This is a genomic window from Campylobacter sp. RM12642 (assembly GCF_020137635.1).
In the GTDB taxonomy this organism is placed as follows: Bacteria; Campylobacterota; Campylobacteria; order Campylobacterales; family Campylobacteraceae; genus Campylobacter_E.
Genome location: NZ_JACGAT010000012.1, coordinates 18,411 through 37,388, shown reverse-complemented (window position 1 = coordinate 37,388; position 18,978 = coordinate 18,411). Strand labels below are relative to the sequence as shown.

The 18,978-nt window shown below is 28.9% G+C and carries 15 protein-coding genes; all 15 read right to left on the bottom strand.

Going from position 1 to position 18,978, the window contains the following annotated elements; genetic code table 11:
• Positions 1-11: 11 nt before the first annotated feature.
• Complete coding sequence (gene hsdR, locus AVBRAN12642_RS05865; protein WP_336607194.1) at positions 12-2,264, bottom strand: EcoAI/FtnUII family type I restriction enzme subunit R; 2,253 nt, start codon at positions 2,262-2,264, stop codon at positions 12-14.
• Between the two features lie 83 nt (positions 2,265-2,347).
• Complete coding sequence (locus AVBRAN12642_RS05860) at positions 2,348-3,679, bottom strand: McrC family protein (RefSeq protein ID WP_336607195.1); 1,332 nt, start codon at positions 3,677-3,679, stop codon at positions 2,348-2,350.
• Positions 3,676-5,808: an AAA family ATPase gene (locus AVBRAN12642_RS05855; protein ID WP_336607196.1), complete on the bottom strand. Its 2,133-nt coding sequence runs from the start codon at positions 5,806-5,808 to the stop codon at positions 3,676-3,678. The genes AVBRAN12642_RS05860 and AVBRAN12642_RS05855 overlap by 4 nt, the downstream gene beginning before the upstream one ends.
• Positions 5,809-5,894: 86 nt before the next feature.
• A complete protein-coding gene (locus AVBRAN12642_RS05850; protein WP_336607197.1) occupies positions 5,895-6,773 on the bottom strand; it encodes a hypothetical protein in 879 nt (292 codons plus the stop codon).
• Positions 6,770-7,810 carry a hypothetical protein gene (locus AVBRAN12642_RS05845; protein ID WP_336607198.1) on the bottom strand — a complete coding sequence of 347 codons (1,041 nt, stop codon included), beginning with the start codon at positions 7,808-7,810 and terminating at the stop codon, positions 6,770-6,772. Before AVBRAN12642_RS05845 ends, AVBRAN12642_RS05850 begins: the two co-directional genes overlap by 4 nt.
• The gene (locus tag AVBRAN12642_RS05840) at positions 7,807-8,433 is read right to left on the bottom strand and encodes a tetratricopeptide repeat protein (protein WP_336607199.1); all 627 of its coding nucleotides are present in this window, start codon (positions 8,431-8,433) and stop codon (positions 7,807-7,809) included. Before AVBRAN12642_RS05840 ends, AVBRAN12642_RS05845 begins: the two co-directional genes overlap by 4 nt.
• A 45-nt stretch (positions 8,434-8,478) precedes the next feature.
• Positions 8,479-8,889, bottom strand: coding sequence for a large-conductance mechanosensitive channel protein MscL (gene mscL / locus AVBRAN12642_RS05835; RefSeq protein WP_336607200.1), 411 nt, complete (start codon positions 8,887-8,889; stop codon positions 8,479-8,481).
• Positions 8,890-8,935: 46 nt separating this feature from the next.
• Positions 8,936-11,056: a carbamoyltransferase HypF gene (gene hypF / locus AVBRAN12642_RS05830; protein ID WP_336607201.1), complete on the bottom strand. Its 2,121-nt coding sequence runs from the start codon at positions 11,054-11,056 to the stop codon at positions 8,936-8,938.
• Positions 11,040-12,182, bottom strand: a complete 1,143-nt coding sequence (locus AVBRAN12642_RS05825; protein WP_336607202.1) for a hypothetical protein — start codon at positions 12,180-12,182, stop codon at positions 11,040-11,042. The genes hypF and AVBRAN12642_RS05825 overlap by 17 nt, the downstream gene beginning before the upstream one ends.
• Positions 12,172-12,744 carry a HyaD/HybD family hydrogenase maturation endopeptidase gene (locus AVBRAN12642_RS05820; protein ID WP_336607203.1) on the bottom strand — a complete coding sequence of 191 codons (573 nt, stop codon included), beginning with the start codon at positions 12,742-12,744 and terminating at the stop codon, positions 12,172-12,174. Before AVBRAN12642_RS05820 ends, AVBRAN12642_RS05825 begins: the two co-directional genes overlap by 11 nt.
• Positions 12,741-13,388, bottom strand: a complete 648-nt coding sequence (gene cybH / locus AVBRAN12642_RS05815) for a Ni/Fe-hydrogenase, b-type cytochrome subunit (protein ID WP_214120222.1) — start codon at positions 13,386-13,388, stop codon at positions 12,741-12,743. Before cybH ends, AVBRAN12642_RS05820 begins: the two co-directional genes overlap by 4 nt.
• 1 nt (position 13,389) lies before the next feature.
• Positions 13,390-15,096 (bottom strand): nickel-dependent hydrogenase large subunit, encoded by a 1,707-nt coding sequence (locus AVBRAN12642_RS05810; RefSeq protein ID WP_214120223.1) that lies wholly within the window; start codon positions 15,094-15,096, stop codon positions 13,390-13,392.
• A 3-nt stretch (positions 15,097-15,099) separates the two neighbouring features.
• The gene (locus AVBRAN12642_RS05805) at positions 15,100-16,197 is read right to left on the bottom strand and encodes a hydrogenase small subunit (RefSeq protein WP_214117931.1); all 1,098 of its coding nucleotides are present in this window, start codon (positions 16,195-16,197) and stop codon (positions 15,100-15,102) included.
• A 270-nt stretch (positions 16,198-16,467) separates the two neighbouring features.
• Entirely contained in the window at positions 16,468-17,094 is a 627-nt protein-coding gene (locus AVBRAN12642_RS05800) for a bifunctional 4-hydroxy-2-oxoglutarate aldolase/2-dehydro-3-deoxy-phosphogluconate aldolase (protein WP_336607204.1), read from the bottom strand.
• Between the two features lie 10 nt (positions 17,095-17,104).
• Positions 17,105-18,901: a phosphogluconate dehydratase gene (gene edd / locus AVBRAN12642_RS05795; RefSeq protein ID WP_336607205.1), complete on the bottom strand. Its 1,797-nt coding sequence runs from the start codon at positions 18,899-18,901 to the stop codon at positions 17,105-17,107.
• Positions 18,902-18,978 lie beyond the last annotated feature (77 nt).

Here is an 18,978-nt window from a genome sequence, read left to right as displayed (position 1 = left end):
TTAAATAAAAATCATACCCTAAAAAGCTCTTCTTGGAGCTTTTCAAAACTTGCCTTTAATAGCTCTTTTGAACCAAAGCCTTGTGCGATTTTGTCCTTATCTAATGTGCTATTTGTTAGCAAGGTGCCAAGCCCTGCGTCAAATTCTTTTATGCCAAATCTTTCGTATTTATCAAGCAAGAAATTCATAAAAGCCATAGCATTATCATCTTTGATATCTTTTATAAACTCCGTATTTTTAAGGCTTTGTACTCTGTCCTTTCTACTCTTTTTAAACGCCCCAAAGCTAAGATAAGCAAACACATCATACAAATCACAATCATCAGCATTTAGTATATGCTTTAGCTCTTCTAAGTCTTCATCGCTTATACCATTTGCTTCTAAAGTCTTTAAAAACTCAAGCCTAGTTTTTTTCTCACTCCAAATTTGCCTTAGCATTTGCTCGTTTGCTACAACTGCTCTAACTTTACCTAGCACTGCTTCTAAAAACTCTTTTGTATCTAGTGGGATATCATCGTTTAGGGTGTATTTTATCTCTACCTTGTCTAGTCTTGGGTATTTGCCAAGATATACCACAGGCTTATTTTTGCTAGGCTTTTTTATGATTTCTTTCGGTTCTTTTTCTTCTTTGCTCTTTGGCTTTAGCTTGATGGGCTCATCACTCATCATCTCGCCGTCCCATTCGCTATCATAAAAAAGCTCGGTTGAGTTAGTAAAATCAATTATCGTGAAAAAATCCTTGCCTTTATAAACTCTAGTTCCTCTACCTATAATTTGTTTAAACTCTACCATAGATGCGATGTTTGAAAGTAAAACTATATTTCTAACATTTCTAGCATCTACTCCTGTGGTTAGCATTTTTGAGCTTGTGAGTATTACTGGGTAGGCTTTGTCGTTGTCTTGAAAAAGGCTTAGATAATCAAGCCCGATTTTACTTTCATCGCTAGTAACTCTTACGCAATAATCATTGTGATTTACGCTTTTGTGTTTATCTATGTAGTGTCTTATTTCACTTGCGTGTTTTTGATTAGCACAAAAGATGATGGTCTTATCCATAGGATTTTCCATATTTTCTAGAATTAGCTTTGCTACTAGGTCGTTGTAGGCTGGTATGCTTATGTTTTTTTCAAACTCGCTAAATTTATAGCGTGGTTTTTCTAGCTCTCCTTTTACTATATCGCCAGTGCTGTAAATATAGCCATCGCTTAGGCTTGTGCTTAGCTTTTTTACCTTATACGGGGTCAAAAATCCATCGTTTATGCCGTCTTTTAGGCTGTATTTATAGATACTTTCGCCAAAGTATTTATAAGTATCTATATTAATATCTGCTTTTGGTGTGGCTGTTAAACCTAGCTGGGTGGCACTTTCAAAATATTTTAAAATCTCTTGCCACGAGCCATTTTCGTTCGCTCCGCCCCTATGGCACTCATCAATGATTATAAGGTCAAAAAAATCTTTTGGGAATTTAGTATAAAACTCGTTGTAGTTTTTGTCTTCACTTGCTAAGCTTTGATATATTCCAAAATACACATTTGCACTTTTTATCATGCCATCTTTTTGGCTTGATTCTAGACTAACGCAGTCATTTTCTATTGGGTTAAACTCTCCTAAGGCTTGATTTCTTAGGCTTATTCTATCGCATAGAAAAAGGATTTTTGGCTTTCTTGGGGCGCTATTTTTGTTCCATCCAGCGTTAAGTAGTCTTGTAACTATCGCAAAGGCTATGGTGGTCTTGCCTGTGCCTGTGGCTAGGGTTAGAAGCATTCTTGATTTGTTTTGCAAAATGCCTTTTATCACGCTATCAACGGCTATTTTTTGATAGTATCTTAGCTGTTTGTTTTCTACTACTAGCTCTTTTTGGCTTAGAAGTTTTTGCTTTGCTAACTCGCCAAAAGTTTTTTGATATAGCTCATCTGGAGTTGGAAACTCATCTATAAATTCGCCTTTTGAAAATCTCATATCATACTCATAAAGCTCACGCCCATTGGTTGAATATACATAGCGAATATTTAGGATTTTTGCATATTCTTTGCCTTGCTGTAAGCCGTCTTGGCAGTCTTTACCTATCCTTTTTGCTTCTATTATTGCTAGGTTGTTGTTTTTGTGATGAAGTAGATAATCAGCGAATTTTCTAACCCCACGCTTACCGCCGATTAGTATCCTACCATCAGTGAAATAATACTCTTTCCTAATGTTTTCCTTAAGCCACCCAGCGTTTTCTAGCTTTATATCAATATATTTTGCCCTAGTTTCATTTTCTAACATTTAAATCCGCCAATAATTTATGAAATTTATTAGAAATATATATAAAATTATTAAAAATTACAAATATTAAAATAATTTTTATATTAATAATCTTTTAATAAATATAATAAATTACTTATAAAAATTTGTTCTTTGCTTTTTAATTCTAATATTGGACTTTCATCTTCTTTAATACTATTTAAGTTAATCCCTAAAATAGCCATTTTGCTATCTTTACCAGTTACTTGCTCAATAGCCACATCATCAGTGTTTGGAGATAAAAATATCCCCAAAGGTGCGTTAAATCTATACATATAAGCACTCATTTGATACAAGTCTTCTCTACTTATAGCACCATCCACACAAGATATTTGACCAAAACAAGAATAATTTTTATATTTTGCATCTAGCACAGCTACGAGCTTACTATCTTTATAAATAAAAAAATCAGGTCTAAGCTCTCTTTTATTATCATTAAAAAGATAATTTTTACTAGCAAAATTACCATTAACAACCTTAAAACCTTGCAAATTTTTACTCATTAGCTTATATAAATACCCTTCCCAAACTTCGCTTAAATCTAAAAAATATCCAAAACCATTTGAATTATTAAAACTTGATTTTGAACCTTGATTTTTGATGATTAGCTCGCTTAAAGATACTACCTTTTGATAAGCTTTATTTAGTGGGGTATAGTGTATGCTTTTTAGCTCATCTAATCCCACATCATCACCAACTTTAAAATCTCTTAACATTTGAATGTGTGATGAAACACTATTTAACATACTACTAAAACCCAACCTTAAAAAATGATTGTATGCCTTTAAAATAGCTCTATTTATAGGTGTATTATAAGTTTGCTTTGAGTAAGAACAATAAAATCTATTAGCATTTACAAGGTTATGGTTTATATGATTTGATATATCTAGGCTACCTTTAAAATACTTTTGATTTTTCTTTATTCTTTCGTAGTTTTTAGGGATGTTTGATTTGTTTAAGGCGTATTCAAGCGAGCCAACCCAAAGCATACATAAAAGCCAGTGATTATGCTCAGAACTTGCTGAACCTGTTACGCTTTTAGGTAGATAAAGCCCTAAAGCGTATGAGTAAAGATAATCCCTAATAGTATCTCCAAAGCGTGGAGAGATAGTGATATTTACAGTGCCTTTTGAATAAAAGCCTACATAATAAGAAGTTTTTAAAATGATATTATTTTCATCAATATAATCACAATCAATTATATTAACATCATCTTTTTTATAAGCATTCGTGCTTATATTTATAAAATCTAGCTTATTGTCTTTTAGCTCTTTTATGGCTTGCATGGTTAAACGTGTGTTTGCTTGAGTGTTGAAAAAATACCTATACTCAGTGCAATCGTCTAACTCTATACTTTTAATCTCTCCTTGCTTGTTTATATTATTAATTTCTATCATTCTTCATCTAACTTTTTAACAAAATGTTTTTTTATCTCATTTATGCTCTTTTTAACATTGCTATCATCATAACTTAATCCTAGATATTCCATCAAAAGTGGCTCAATATGATAAACCCAAAGCTTTTCTAAGTGGCTTCGGTTGATATTTTTTTCATCATCTTTTATAAAGCTTTTTATTTTCATAAAATACGCATGACCGATTTTGTAATAATCTTGAGTGTTTTCTAGCTTTATAGTTTCTAACTCTTTCACTTTCTTCTCTTCATAATCGCTTAAATCTTCACTACCTGATAAAAAATAATTTAGTTCTATACATCTTTGAATATAGCTATCTATATTATTAAAATTATCTTTTTCATCATTTGATTGTTTATATTCTTTAAAAGCTTCATGTATTGCACCATAATCCACACCTACTTCATAAAAGCCAAATCTTCTTCTAAGTGCTAGATCAAATGTAGCCAAGCTTTTATCCACATTATTCATAGTGCCTATGATATAGACATTGTTAGGTATACAAAACTCATCAAAATTAGCCACACTTACACTCTCACCACGATACTCAAGAGCATAAAGCAACTCCCCAAATACTTCACTAAGATTAGCCCTATTTATCTCATCTATTATAAAAATAAATTTTTTATCTTTATTTTCTTTTGCACAATCGCAAAACTTTTTAAATATCCCATCATTTAGCGTATAAGATAAGATACCATCATTTTTTACATTTGGAACTATACCACCTATGAAATCTTGATAAGAATAATTTGGATGAAACTGCACTATATCCCATATTATATTTTTATCTTTGCTAATATTTTTATATTTTTCTTCATCTTTTTTATTTTTATTTTCTTTTACAAGTAGTTTGCTAAATTTACAATCATCTAGCTCATTTTTCTCATCATCCTTAGCTTTTTCTACCAAGTTTTCTTCTTGTGATTTAATTTGCCATTCTTTTATAATCTCTTTAGCTGAATGAGTCTTGCCTGTCCCTGGCACTCCATAAAGTATGATTTGCTTATGAGTTTTAAGTAAATCTGAGATATTTTTCATATCAGTTTCGCCTATACATAAAAGAGATATAACTTTTGATAGTGTTTGTAAATTATTTGGTTTTTCACTATCGCTTTGAAAAAACTTGCTATATATTTTATCACTTACTTTTTGCCAAATTTGTGGAAAACTATCAAAATGACAATCAGTGATAATCCAAGGATATTCTTCTAAGTTTTCTCCGAAATTATATTCCTTATTGTCATGCCATTTGTATTTCAATATTTTAAAATTTTTATCTTTAAATAATTCAACAAAAATCTCTTGCATAAAATTAGATTTTAAAAAATTTCTAAAAGCATCTAAGCTTATAGGGTGTATTACATTATCAGTATTCGCCCACATCCACATAAATTTATACGGAAAGCGAAATTTTAAAATCTCTTGCTGTTTATCATAGTCTTTTTTTACATCTTCAGAATTTTTTATATCTGTTTTTCTTATTCTGTCTGGAAAACATAAAACTATACTTGGTTGGTTGTTATTTATATTTTCATTTGTTTTACTATAATAATTTTTTATAAAATCAACAAATTCTATAAACAAAGTATTATCAGAGAAATGAGAATTGATCCAAGCGCAAGTCCCTTGAGAGTATGTAGAACCTTCAAAATCATATTCTTTTTGTTTATTACTTAAAATTCTATATTCATTTATAACTTTTGGATTTTCTGTAAAATCAAAACCACCCATAATGCTAAGTAAATGCGTAATAAAATTGTCATTTCTTATATTTTTTTTATTGCTTTCTTTGTTTAATTGTAAAAATTTTTGTAGTTCTTTATTCTGCTCTTTAATACCATAAAACCTAGTATCATTAATAAAAATTCTAGCCAAACCTCTATTATCATTGTCATCATCTATAAGCTTTTTAACATCTAATTTGTTATAAAGTTCTTTTACTTCATTGATAATGCTTGATGTATCAAAAACATTGTCTTTATCAGTAATAATTTCAAAAACTTCCTTTACACTATCAAATCTTTTATTAATAGCTCGCTTGCTATTTTCTAGTTTCTTATAATTATCATCATCTAAATAAAATTTTAAAGTATTTTCATCTATATACATTTTTTCTCCTTAATTATTTTATAATTACAAAAATACTAGCATTTCATAAGTCTTGTAATTTCTATTTTAAATTCTTAATCAAAATATCAAAATTTAATCCTAATTGTTTTTACCTTACCATCAAATTTATAATCATCTGGGTTTAGTGCTTCAACCCTTTTAAACTCTTCACAAGATATATCAAGTCCTTTTTCGCAAGCTATTTCATAATATCTTTTAAGTGTTTTGATATTGCCTTCAAAATCAAATTGTAAAAATTGCTCTAAAGATTTAGCTTTTTGCATACAAACATTAACATTAATTTCACAAGCTTTTAAACTATATTCATCATATTTTCCATTATTTTCACTAGCGTTTAATTCAGCATATCTTAAACAAGCTTTTTCATTTTTGTTTTCACATAGTTTTAATAAAATTTCTTGATTTTTTGTGCCTTCATTAAAAGCTTTTTCACAATTATTATTTTGTAAGCATTCAGTTTCTGCTAACGCTAAATTATTGTTTTTTAATTTTATATATTCAAGCTCAACGCAAGCATTATAATTTCCCGCATTGCACGATTTTTCAACATATTTAACATTATCTACCATTTTTTGCTCAACCAATAAATCGCAAGCTTTTATATAATCTATTTCGCAAGCCATAGATAAACTTTCTTCTATTATAGTATTAGAAAGATGTCTTTGAGCATATATAAAATCAATGCAAACTTTTGGAAAATCCATATATAACTTATCTCTTAATTCCTTAGCTTGATATTGATGAGCAACTCTTGTAATATCATAAAAATATTCAGCACAAGTTTTTTTATAATTAAACTCTTCAACATTTTGACAAAAATCAATAGGTGAAGGACTACTTTTTATCACTTTATAACAAGCATTTAAATCATTATTTTTACATTCATAATCATCATCTGCATAACAACAAAACAAGTATAAAAATAAAATTAAAATCTTTTTCATAATTCCTCCTTATAAATATCTTTTAGATAATTAATTGATAATTCTTTACATAAATCATTATTTTTTAAACATATATAATCTATAAAATATTTTGCTCTTTTATAATTTTTCATTTTATATTCAATCATAACAGCATCTTTACAAAACATAATATTGCTATTTAAACACAAATTCTCATATATTTTAGAATAATTATTGTAAAAATCCTTATTTAAATTAGTAGTATTTTCTATATATTTTTTACAAGAATTTAGTTTTGTTATATCGCATTCATCTTTATAAATATTAAGCATATTATCTTGATTAAAATCATAACTATAACAACTTCCACCATACTTACAAGCTAATTTCATATAATGCTTTAAAGCTTTATAATCCTTTTTATCTTTAAATTCTTTAGCTAAAATTTCACAAGCTTTAGCATATTTATTATCACACGCTTTTTTATAATCTTTTATTAGCATACAAGCTTCATTTATATTATTATCACAAGCTCTTCTTAAATATTTAGCCTTTTTAATTTCATCTTTATTAACTGCTAATTCATAACAAGTGCTAGGGTTTTTCTCACACATCAAATCATCATTAGTTTTATATTTATAATTTATAAAAACATAGCAAAACCTACTATCTTCATTACATTTATTTTCAAGCAATTTATAAAAATATTCTTGATTTTTAGAATTCTCATTTATTAAAGCATAAACTATATCAAAACAAGAATTATTATCATAACAACCCAGCTCTAATGCTCTAAAATAAATATTTTTATCAGTAATTAAAGAATTTAAATAAAGTTGTTTTAAATAATCACAATATTTATAATTTTTATCATTACAATTTTTTAAATATATTTCATTTATTTTGTATTTTTCTTTATTATCTAAACTTAAATAAATCTCATTTATTGCTTTACATTTATCCTTAAATTTATCTATAAAATCATAATCTTTTACATATTTTTTAACCAAAATATCACAAAACTCATTAGCATTTATATTAATAAAAAATATCATAATAATTATAAAAATTCTCATTTATTATCCTTTAAAAACATACAAGCCTTACTCTCACCTAATTCACAAGATTTTTTATATAAAATATCACTAAAAATATTTATATTATTTAGTTCTAATGCAAGAGTAAAACAAGCTTTAGAATTATCTTCTTTACATAATTTATAAAGCCTTTCATAATTTTTATCAGAAACTACAAAATAATCAATTTTATTATGTTTTATGCTTTCTTTTCTAAGAAAATCACAAGTATATTTTTTATTTTTTCTGCAATATTTAGCTAGTCTATCAAAATCAATAGAATCTGTATCAAACGAAGCTAAACAATCAAAATCATTACCATACTCGCAAGATAATTTATTATAAAACCTACTTTTATTTATATCTAAAATATAAATATCAGCTAATTTATTGCAAGCATTTGCATATCCTAAATCACACGATTTTATAAATAATTTTTCATTATTAAAATATTCTAAACCTAGTTTATAACAAGCTAAAGCATAGTTTAAGTCGCAATAATATTTATAAATTTTAATAGCTTGATTTTTATCGTTAATATTAGAAGATTGTGTTAATTTATCAATATTTTCTATAGAACTTATAAAAAATAAAAATATAATTAATTTTTTAATAATTAGCATAAAATCCCCCTTTAAATTAGGAGATTATAGCTAATACTAATAAAATTAGTTTTTATTTTTTAATAAATCTCTGATTTCTGTTAGCAGCACTATATCTTCGCTTGGAACTGGAGCAGGAGCTGGTTTTTCTTCTTCTTTTTCTGCTTTTTTAAGCTTATTGATTAGCTTTACAACAACGAAAATTGAAAACGCAATGATTAAAAAATCAACTATATTTTGAATAAATAAACCATAATTAACGGTTACATTTTCAGCTTCTTTAGCACCTTCTTTAATAACTAATTTTAAATCACTAAAATCAACTCCGCCTGTTAAAACTCCAACAATAGGCATAATAATATCAGCCACAAGTGAGCTTACAATCTTACCAAAAGCAGTTCCTATAACCACACCCACAGCTAAATCTACAACATTTCCACGCATTGCAAATGTTTTAAATTCTTGTAATATTTTCATATTCTCTCCTTGAAAAAAAGGCGAGATTTTAACAATAAATAATAAATTAATCCTTAAATTCCATATTGTTTAAGAAATAGTTTAACTGCCCTAAAGCTATGCAGCCATCGTTTATCGCTTCGTTTTTTGGAGTATAGAATTTATATTCTTTATCATTTAGCAAAAGATTTAAAATGCTTTTATTACAAAACACCCCGCCACTTAAAATCGCCCTTTTGTTAGGGCTTAAAAACTTAATAATATAAACAATGGTATTAATAAATTTTGAACAAGCTAAAACCTTGCTTTCATTTAAGCAAGTTGCAAAAATATCCTTATAAATAATCTTATTATTTTTAAACTCAATTTTGTAAATATCTTTGATATTTTCATCATAAAAACTCTCAATAAGCATTCCTGAATGTGCTTCAAATTCGTTTTTTTTGACCCTTAAAACTAAAAAGGCAAAAGCATCAATAATTCTACCTAATGAGCTAGTATTTATAGTGCAATTTTGCAATGCTATATCATAATTTAGATTAGTTTTACACGTAATTTCGTATTTTTTTAAAATACTATAAGCTAATAATTCATTATTTTTTACATTAACTAGCTTAAACTCATCAAAACAAAAAGCTGTATTTATAGTGTTTTTAGTAATATCTAGCACTTCGCCACCACTTATATGATGATTATTTTTATATCCTGTGCCATCAAAACAAAAGGCTCTAATATTTCTTAGTCCAATACTCATCGCATGGGCTGCGTGATGGTAGATTTTTATAATCTTTGTCTTTTTGCTAATTCCTATTTCAAATTCTTTTGTGATTTTTTCGCTATGAATGAAATGTGGGTGTAAATCACACAAAACATAATCAAATTTAATCTTATAATTTTTCACAAAAAATCTTAGAGTTTTTACAAAATGATTATAAACACTAATATCCTTTAAATCCCCAATATAAGGCGAATTAATACAAAGCCCGTTTATGTATATTAAAAACTCGTTTTTTTCTTCCATTCCAAGAGCTAGGATATTTATATTTTTTTTAATTTTATGCTCGTAATAAAAAGGTCTAAAGCCCCTAGCACTTCTTAAATGATGGTATTTATTGGCTACAACTTGCCCTACACTATCATCAATTTTGTTAATTATTTTTCTATTATGATTTATTATTAAATCAGGTTTGAAAATCTTAAAATCGCTTTTTTTAGAATAAATCATCTCGCCACTTTTGTTTGCACTTGTAGCTACTATTGCAAAATCAAGCTCTTTAAATAATATATGAAATATTGGAGCGCTTGGCAAAAATACTCCGATATTTTTAAAATCAAAATGTATATTAAAAGCACTCTGATTAAGGCTTTTTAGTAGCAATATAGGTCGCTCTTTGCTCTTTAAAATACGCTCTTCAAACTTAGTAAAACTAGCATATTTTTTCGCCATTTTTATATCTTTTACCATTATTGCAAGTGGTTTTAAAGCTCTATTTTTTAGCATTCTTAATTTATTTACCGCATTAAAATCATTAGCATTGCATAATAAATTAAACCCACCAACGCCTTTTAAAGCTACTATTTTTCCAGCTTTTAGGTATTTAACAGCCTTTGCTAAATCAAAATTAAGCTTAGCCCCACAATCATTACAAGCAATAGGCTCTGCGTAAAATCTCCTATCATTAAGATTATTATATTCACTATCGCAATTTTTACACATTTTAAAAACACTCATAGAAGTGTTTGTTCTATCGTAAGGGATTTTAGAAATTACACTAAATCTAGTGCCACAATTAGTGCAATTTATAAAGGCGTGATTAAATCTTCTTTTTAATTTAGGATTATTAAGCTCTTTTATACAATCCTTACAAGGAGCGAAATCAGGCAAAATCACTGCAAGATTACGCTTATCTTTGCTTGGTTTTTTAATAACAAAATCATTATAAGCTTCATTTGTTTTAATTATTTTTACTTTTTCTATACTTGCTAATGGACGATTTTTTTTAAGAATTTGTTTTAAGTCTTTTATAAAAACTTTTGCTATTTTTTCATCACAATCAAGTGCTAAGCTAACTCCTAAAGTATCATTTAAGATATAGCCATTTAGCTTTTTTGCTTTGGCTAATTTGCAAACTTCAGGGCGAAATCCAACTCCTTGCACCCTGCCACTAAGCTTAATTAAAACACTCACAATTAGCCCATTTACTGAACTTAAATTGCTTGTTTAAAAACGCATTGTAATTTAAAAAACTCTGATAATTCATAAGCTTTGAACAAATCTCACGCTCGTTTTCGTTAAGTTTTCCTATCATTAAAACAAGTGCTTCAAAAACACCAACTTCTATTAAAGCTGCATTTGCTAATCTAAAGCTCATAATTGATGAGATAAACTTAGCTACATTTAAGCCATCTTCATTAATCTCACAATCAATTCTAACTCCCTTTGTATAAGTATTTGGCACTACTTTTAAAATATCAGAATCTAGCAAAATATCTGCTAATTTTATTAATGAAAATATATTTTTATTTTCTAAACTAAACTCATTTAAAATGAACTTTTCTTGATAATTTTTTAATAATTTTTCGCCTTGTTCTAAGCTAAGTAATAATTTTATTAATTCATCTTTATTTTTAGGGATATTAAAGCTTAATTTATCAATATTAAAAGCAGTTGATAATTGATTTGAATACGGATTATTAATTACACAAAATGTATCAGCAAAAGGAGCTATTAATAATAAATCTTTAGGCTTTTTTACAAAATAAAGCTCATCTGTATTTTTTAACTCATTAAAAAGCTTTTTGCTATTAGCAAATGATACATATAAAAAATCTCCTAAATTATGTGCTTTTTTATAAAGTGGTTTTAAAGCTAATTTTACAAATGGTTTTTCATAAGCATTAAGTAAAATTTGAGTATTTTTATCACAAATAAAAGCCTTTTGTAATAATTCATAATTAGCAATTATTACAAAATCACTTTTTGTTGTTTTAGTATAATCTAACTCATTTAAACCTAAATCATCAAAAACTTCATCACATAAGTTTAAAGGCAATCTTGGAATTTCAATTTCAAATTCTTTTGTTTTCTGTGTATTTTCTAGCTCTATTTTAAAATCTTCTAAAAATAAAAAATAAGGTATTTTTTTAAAATATTCATTAAAGGCTAAAACTTTATCTTCATTATCATCTATAACTAAAGAAAACTCATCATCTTCATAATAAAGCTTATAATTTACATTATTTATCTTGGCAATTTTTAATAAAAATAATCCGAAATCTTTTAATTTTATTTTGAAATCATATCTAATTAACACTGCTTAAATTCCTATAATTTTCTATCGCTTGTTCTATACTAAAATCATTTTTAAATTCTAACAAAAATCCATCTTGTTTAAGCTCTTCTAAAAGACATTTTTGCATTAAAGCAAAAGATTTTTTAACCTCATCGCTTAAAGATATTTTCATAGGTTCAAGTCTTTTAGGCACAATGCCTAAGATTTTGCAAACTGGCAAATCGCCTACTAAACTCATAAAATTAAGCATCATTTGCATTTCAAGTTCGTGAGCACTTCCTTGATAATTTATATTACTTGGCACTTTGTCATAGTCAAAAAACACAACATCGCCCACTTCTAAATCATCAGCATTTATACAATCAATCACATAAACTTTATCAAAATCAGCAATTATATGAGCTAAATTCATAGCCATTGTCCCGCCGTCTAAAAATACTAATTGATGCGAATCTTGATTTTTAAATTCTTCTTTAATATAAATATTAGGAGCTAGATTTTTCCTAAAATACTCAAGAAAAATAACTCCAGCTCCTTCATCTCCTATTAAAATATTTCCAATTCCTAGGACTAAAACTCTCATTTGTATTTATATCCACTAAAAATAGCATCCATTGCACCATCTTTACCTTTAATTGCATTAAACACTGCCATATAAATATGAACACCAACAAAAATCATAGTAACCCAAGTTAAAATATGATGAATTATCCTAACATTTGCAAGTCCGCCAAACATTACTTCAAATGGTTTAACAAAAGGAGTTATTGCACCAGCAAAACCTTCGTGATAAACATTAATATATAACACAAAACCTGTGATTATTAATAATGCTAAAACAATATAAAAGAAAAAATAACTCACAAACTGAAGTGGATTATATACACCTTTTAAATGCGGGTGTTTTCCTAAAAATAAATAAAACTTAATTTGCTCTATCCATACTCTTAAACTAAAGCAATCTTTAATACTAACTCTTTCTTTTTTACTAAGCTTATCAAATATAAAAAGATAAAGTTTAAAAATAAAACAAGCTAATAAAACAAACCCAGCTACATTGTGCACGAAACGAAATTTAGCCTGCATAAATAGATTTGGCTCGGTTGATTTATCAGGTGCAATAAACACACTAGCAATATAAAAGCCACTTATACAAAGGGCTAAAATAGCAAATGCTCTTAGCCAATGAGTTGCTCTAAGCCCTATTGAAAACTCATAATGTTTCATATCAAACTCCTACTTTATATTCGCCTAACTTATTACCTTTTTTATCTAACACATGCACAGCACAAGCAATGCAAGGATCATACGAATGTATTTTTCTAATAATTTCAAGTGGCTTGGTTAAATCTTCAATCTTTAGACCAATTAAACAAGCTTCATAAGTTCCCATTTTACCATTTGCATCTTTAGGACTTGCGTTCCAAGTAGATGGAACTACTGCTTGATAATTTTGCACTATACCATCTTTAATTCTAATCCAATGACTTAGCATTCCCCTAGGAGCATTACCTATAAAGCGACCTTTGTATTCTTTAGAATTATCTATTTTATATGGAGCGCAAGTGCTTTGATCTACTTTTAGATTTTCAACTAAACTATCAAGAGCTTTAAGTGCGTGTTCGCTTATTATTTTTGCTTCAATCATTCTTGCTGCAGTTCTTCCTAAAGTGCTAAGTAAGTCTTTAAGCTCAATATTTAATTCAGCTAATAAAGCGTCAACTTCTTTTGTAACGATTGGATTTTTAGCTAAATAATTTACAACTATAGTAGCAAGTGGTCCTACTTGAACAGGTAAATTATCATATCTTGGAGCTTTAATCCAGCTATATTTTCCATTCATATCAAATACTTTAGAATCTTCTAATTCACCTTTAGCGTTTAGAGTTTTTTCATCTTTTAGACCTGTATAATTTGGCTCTTGCTCGCCATCATAAGGGTGTAATGCTTTATCGTTTTTATACCAAGACCTTGTTGCTTCTTCTGTGATTTTGCTCTCATCAATAGCACCTAATACAGGATTGCTTAGCATATTAGTTACAATTCCACCTTTAAATAAATAATCATCTCCTAAATAAAACTCATCAGCACACATAAAATTATCAACACCAACATCATTCATTACACTTGGCTCATTTTTATAAACAGCTGCAGCCATCTTAATATCAGCTAAATAAGCACGATGAATAAAATCGCTAATTTCTAAGAATTTAGTTTTATACTCGCCAATTCTAGCAGGGTCAAGTATATCCATAACGCAAGTTACACCACCTACGGTTAAGCTTTGTGGGTGTGGTTGTTTTGCACCAAAAATAGCCATTAATTGTGCTGCTGTTCTTTGCACTTTTAAACATTCTAAATAATGGCTTAACGCTACTAAGTTTTGCTCTGGGCTAAAGCGATAAGTTTTATGTCCCCAATAAGCATTCGCAAATATTCCTAATTCTCCTTTATCTACGAATGTTTTTAATTTTTCTTGAACTGCTTTAAGTTCTCCTACACCACAAACTAAAGGCTTATCACACCATTTTAAAGCTTCAGCTTCAGCTTTTGCTGGATCAGCACTTAAAGCACTCACTACATCAACAAAATCAAGCCCGTGTAATTGATAAAAATGCACACAATGATCGTGCATATATAAAGCTGCATTCATTAATGTTCTTGTAAGTTTTGCATTTTTTGGTGGAACTATACCTAAAGCATTTTCAGCCGCTTCAATACCTGCTCTATAATGCGAATAAGTGCAAACTCCACAAATTCTTTGAGTCATAAAGCCAACATCTCTAGGGTCTCTTCCTTTTACAATAGTTTCAATTCCACGCCATAATGTTGAGCCCGCATAAGCATCAGTTACTACATTTGCATCATCAACTATTACTTCTACTCTTAAATGTCCTTCAATTCTTGTAATTGGATCTACTACTATTTTTTGCATTTTTTATTCCTTGTCTTTTTTAATTGCTGAAATTGTTGCGTGAGCAGCTATTGCTACTCCTGTTAGAGTTAAAACACCAATGCCTATTTTATCACTCATAGCATCAGCACCCATTCCGCTAAATACGCTTTGAAATAAATGTGATTTTAAAGGTTCTTCGTAAGTTCTCATACTATCCCAAAAATCAGGCTCAGAGCAACCTATACACCCATGTCCTGCACCAATAGGCCAATTTATGTGCTGATTAAATCTTTGCTTAGCACAATTATTAAATGTATATGGACCTTTACATCCTACTTTATAAAGACAATAGCCTTTCTTTGCACCTTCATCGCCAAAACTTTCTACGAACTCACCCGCATCAAAATGTCCCCTACGCTCACAATAATCGTGAATTCTATGCTCGTATGCCCATTTTGGACGATTAAAATTATCAAGTGGCATTGTTCCGAATAATAATATTTGTAAGATTGAACCTACGATATTTTTTTCACTAGGCGGACAACCTGGGACATTAATTACGCTTTTATTTGTGATTTTACTAATCGGAACTGCGTTTGTTGGATTTGGTGCTGCTGCTTGAATACCACCAAAGCTTGAGCAAGTGCCAATTGCTAAAATAGCAGCTGCATTAGCACAGGCATTTTTTGCTATTTCTTCGCCTGTATGCCCTTTAGCACCTAAAGTTAGATAAAAGCTAGAGCTTCCTGCAGGAACTGCACCTTCTACTAATAATACATATTTTCCTGCGTGTTTTTTAATAGCGTTTTCTAAATTCTCATCAGCTTGATGACCACTTGCTGCCATAACAGTTTCGTGATATTCAATATTTAAATAATCAAATATCAAACTATCAATAGTAGGTGCATCACTTCTTAATAAACTCTCACTACAGCCTGTGCATTCTGCCATATGAAGCCAAATTACTGGGGTGTTGCTAGCATTATTTTCAACAGCATTTGCAATACTTGGTGCAAAAGTAGCTCCAAGTCCTAGCATAGTAGCCATTCCACTAGACCATTTCAAAAAATCTCTTCTACTAAAGCCGTGTTCGCCTAGTATTTGCATTAAATCTTTTTTATTATTAGGATTTATTTGCATAATCTCTCCTTAAAAAAATTTATTAATAATAGTATTTTTTTAAAATCTAAAAGTTACAAAAAAGACAAAATAAATCTTAAAATTATTTAATTTTGATAATTGAATTTTTTATAAAATTCTTACAATTAAACTTAAAAATATTATTTTATTAAAGTTTTTGCTTAATTGGTTTATGCTAATTTAAATTCTAATCTTGCTAATGTTTTTAAGTAAAGAATTTAATTTTTATAGGCTTAGTTTTCGCACTAAGCCTACTTATAAATAAAAGCCTTATAAAGTATTTTTTAACTCTAAAGTTTTTCTTGCAATATTTGTGATTTCATCCCAATTTTTAGCCTTTATTAGCTCTTTTGGTGCAAGCCAAGAACCACCAACGCAAAGCACATTTGGTTGGCTTAAATATTCTTTAGCATTATTTTCGCTAATACCACCCGTAGGACAAAATCTAACATCACTAAATGGCCCATAAATAGCCTTTAACATAGGCACTCCACCAACAACACTAGCAGGAAATAATTTAAAGGTATCAAGCCCATATTCAAGCCCAAGCATTAGCTCTGCTGGACTTGCAATACCTGCTATTAAAGGGATTTTATAATCAATCTCTTTTAATAATTTTTCAGTAATACCTGGACTTATTGCAAACTTTGCACCAGCATTAACAACATCTTTATATTGCTTAGCGTTAATTACTGTTCCTGCTCCAACGATTGCTTCAGGAACTTCTTTACTAATTAACTCAATTGCTTTTAGACCTACAGGAGTTCTAAGAGTAATTTCAAGCACTCTTACTCCACCTGAAACTAAAGCCTTAGCTAAAGGTAAGGCATCATTTATATCATCAATTGCTATCACAGGAATTACTGGATTTATTTTTAAAATTTCTCTTGCGTTCATTATTTTTTCCTTAAAAACTTACTCCGCCTTCTTCGGCGCTTAAACAACTATTTCTTAAAGCTTTGAAAAGCTCTCTACCACTACCTAACTCATTTGCACTTAAATCAATATGCTTAATTTCTCTAGTTAAGAAATCATCTTCTAATACATTTAAAGTGCCATTAACTGCGTCAAATTCTATCAAATCCCCATCTTTAATCTTAGCAATATTTCCATTTAACAAGGCTTCAGGACTTGTATGAATTGCTGCAGGAACTTTTCCACTAGCCCCACTCATTCTACCATCAGTAATTAATGCAACTTTATATCCTTTAGACATTAATACCCCTAAAGGTGGAATTAATTTATGAAGTTCAGGCATTCCATTTGCTCTTGGGCCTTGATATTTTACAACTGCTATGAAGTCTTTATTTAATTCGCCTTTTTCGTAAGCTTTCATTAACTCAAGTTGATCGTTAAATACGATAGCTCTTTGTTTAATATATAAATTATCATCGCTTACAGCACTTACTTTAATTACCGAGCGACCAATATTTCCACTTAAAACTTTTAGCCCACCTGTAGTGCTAAATGGCTTATCATAAGTCGTGATTATTTCAACATTTCTGCTATTTTCAAGGCATTTTTCATAAGTAATTTCATCATCTTTTAAAATAGGATCTTTCGTATAATTGCTAAGCCCAAACCCTGCTATAGTATTTACATCATCATGTAATGCACCATTATTTAATAATTCATTAATCACAAACGACAATCCACCAGCTTCATAAAAATCATTTATATCAGCCTTACCATTAGGATAAACCTTAGCTAAAAGTGGAGTAATATTTGAAATATCATTAAAATCATCCCAATTAATAATAATTCCCGCAGCCTTTGCAATTGCAATTAAGTGTAAAGTATGATTGGTTGAGCCACCTGTTGCCATAAGCCCTACTATTGCATTTACTATACTTTTTTCATCTATCATTTTACCTATTGGTAAAATACTTTTATCTTTTACACCTTTTGCAAAATGTCTAGCACTAAAATCAATTATTTTTTCTCTTAGCTTTGTATTTGGATTAATAAAAGCAGAATTTGGCATATGAAGACCTAATAATTCAATCATAACTTGATTTGAATTAGCAGTTCCATAAAAGGTGCAAGTGCCTGAACTATGATACATTTTCATTTCAGTATTTAATAAATCTTGCTTAGAAATAAGTCCTTGAGCGTATTTTTCTCTAGCAATACTTTTATCAGAATTACTAAGTCCTGTTGGCATAGGACCACTTGGAATAAACATAGCAGGTAATTGCCCAAATCTTAACGCTCCCATTAAAAGCCCAGGAACTATCTTATCACACACTCCAAGATAAAACGCCCCATCAAAAATATTATGAGATAATCCAATCGCTGTGCTCATAGCTATTACATCACGAGAATAAAGGCTAAGTTGCATACCATCATAGCCTTGAGTAATACCATCACACATTGAAGGAGTGCAGCTTGCAACTTGAACGCTTACACCTTCTTTTATACAAGATTGCTTTAATTTTAAAGGATAATCCTTGTAAGGTTCATGAGCTGATAAAACATCGTTATAGCTTGAAATAATAGCTAAATGAGTGCTATTTGAATTATTTAATTTTTCTCTTACGCTTTCAGGAATTGCTGCGTAAGCGTGAGCTAAATTAGCACAACCTAACTTTGAGCGATTGATTTTTTCATTAGCATTATCTATTAAATTAAGATAATCTTTTCTAGTTTTTTCACTTCTTTTTATAATCTTTTCAGTGATTTCTAATAATTTTTTATTTGTCATAAATAAGCTTCTTTCATTTAAAATATTTGATTTATTATAAATAAATAAATGTTATTAATGTTAAATCCTTTTTAGTA